A 1670-nucleotide genomic window follows, 5' to 3' on the forward strand; every position below is an offset into this window, starting at 1 on the left:
CATACTGTAATTCTTGGGCTGCCCATTTCTCCCTTTTTTTGCTTAACTCCACCTTAATTCCTTCTTTCCAAACTATACCTATCACTAGCTTCCCCTTTTTTTAAGTTTCTTCTCTTTTTGTTAAGAAAGATCCGACTAATGGATAGCTTGATAAGGGGGGTGTCTGATAATTTTTAACGACTACCTACTTAAATAGGACAAAATTAACTTCTCAGTTAGAATAGACACTCTTGCACTTAGGGACTTGCGCTTTGATAATGTACCTTTTTGGCGAACGCGGTCATTGGTGTCAACTTAAGGGAAGAGGTTCCCATAGTTGTCGATGGAGAGCCTCTTTCTCTCGATGTCGCTGACGTTCAGCTTTAATCAGTCCAAAAAGTTGAGCGCGTTCGGCTAAATAGCTGATTACATCTGGGTTTTCGCCCCGAGAGAAAGCCTTCGCTACATAGTAAAGGCTTCTAAAAACCATCTCGACAGAAATTTTTTCTTGCGGCTGATGGAGAGCTACAGCCACATCTTGAACTATCTGAGTGAGAACAGTATAGAAAATCAAGGTAGTGAGAATTTGGATTTGTACGCCGTTAGTGAGTCCAACCCATAAATAGGCCAGTCCTAAGAGTCGCTTAGTTAAGAGAAAAGCTTCTTCTATCTGCCATCTTCTTCTATACAAATCACAAACTTCCTCAGCGGATAGTTGTTCAGAATCAAGCACGTTTGTCAAATAATCATACCAAGTATTTCCCCAAAGAACTGAGACTAATCTGACGGTCGAATGGCAAGGATTAGAGCGATACTGACCGAGGGTAATAATCTCATCTCGGTAAAGTTTTCCTGCGGACAAAAATTGCTTTATTTGGTAAGATGTTTTCCCCCTCATGCGGGTAAGAAAATATTTTTCTTCCTTAGTAAATTGGTCAAACCACGGAAAACTAAAAAAGCCTAGGTCAACGACTAGCAAGCCTGATGTAGGTAGCTCATTTATTAATTGTTCTGCCCATACTTTATCGTTACATCTCTCATTTTTATGAGACCATACTGTCACAGGTACTTGCGTAAATGCCTCAACAATCATCATTATTCTTCCAGCCAATTTCCCAGATTCCTTCTCGGAAGCTTTCAGCCTTTTCCTCAGCTGCTCTAGGGTTGAGCCATCGGCTATCCAAATAACACTGGCTCTTCGGGACTTGGTATGGTTCGATAGGGGGGCATAAATCGACTAAATCCTTATCTGGCAAGAGACTTAATTGATTAGTTCGCTCTAGATAGAAAACAATTGGCCAAAATCGAAGCAATGCCTTTCTCTATAAGGGTTCCATCCCTTATAACCCCCGTCCATTGCATAACACAAACCGAAGAGCCAGTTTTTTGAAGAGTAATCTGTTTCAGTTCGATTGTTAAAGTTTTGAAGTAATCAAATTAAGGAGAAAATTCATCATGAATCGTCTAATTTTTCATGCATCAATTACAACAGTTACTGGTGCTGTGCTATTATCTTTCATCGGAATAAATTCTGCTCAGGCAATCACACTTACGGCTCTTCGGGACTTGGTATGGTTCGATATGGGGGCATAAATCGACTAAATCCTTATCTGGCAAGAGATTTAATTGATTAGTTCGCTCTAGATCGCAAACAATTGACAAAAATCGCGGTAATGTCTGTCTCTATAAGG

At 40.2% G+C, this 1670-nt stretch carries 3 protein-coding genes; all 3 read right to left on the reverse strand.

Features of this window, described 5'->3' with window-relative positions:
* Window positions 1-289: 289 nt before the first annotated feature.
* Complete coding sequence (locus tag PX481_RS28565) at window positions 290-1165, reverse strand: IS4 family transposase (RefSeq protein WP_502888645.1); 876 nt, start codon at window positions 1163-1165, stop codon at window positions 290-292.
* Window positions 1062-1292, reverse strand: coding sequence for a hypothetical protein (locus tag PX481_RS30280; RefSeq protein ID WP_288026627.1), 231 nt, complete (start codon window positions 1290-1292; stop codon window positions 1062-1064). The genes PX481_RS28565 and PX481_RS30280 overlap by 104 nt, the downstream gene beginning before the upstream one ends.
* Before the next feature lie 196 nt (window positions 1293-1488).
* Complete coding sequence (locus PX481_RS28575) at window positions 1489-1641, reverse strand: hypothetical protein (RefSeq protein WP_288097328.1); 153 nt, start codon at window positions 1639-1641, stop codon at window positions 1489-1491.
* Between the last annotated feature and the right edge of the window lie 29 nt (window positions 1642-1670).

Source organism: Microcystis sp. M53603_WE2, from assembly GCF_030065435.1.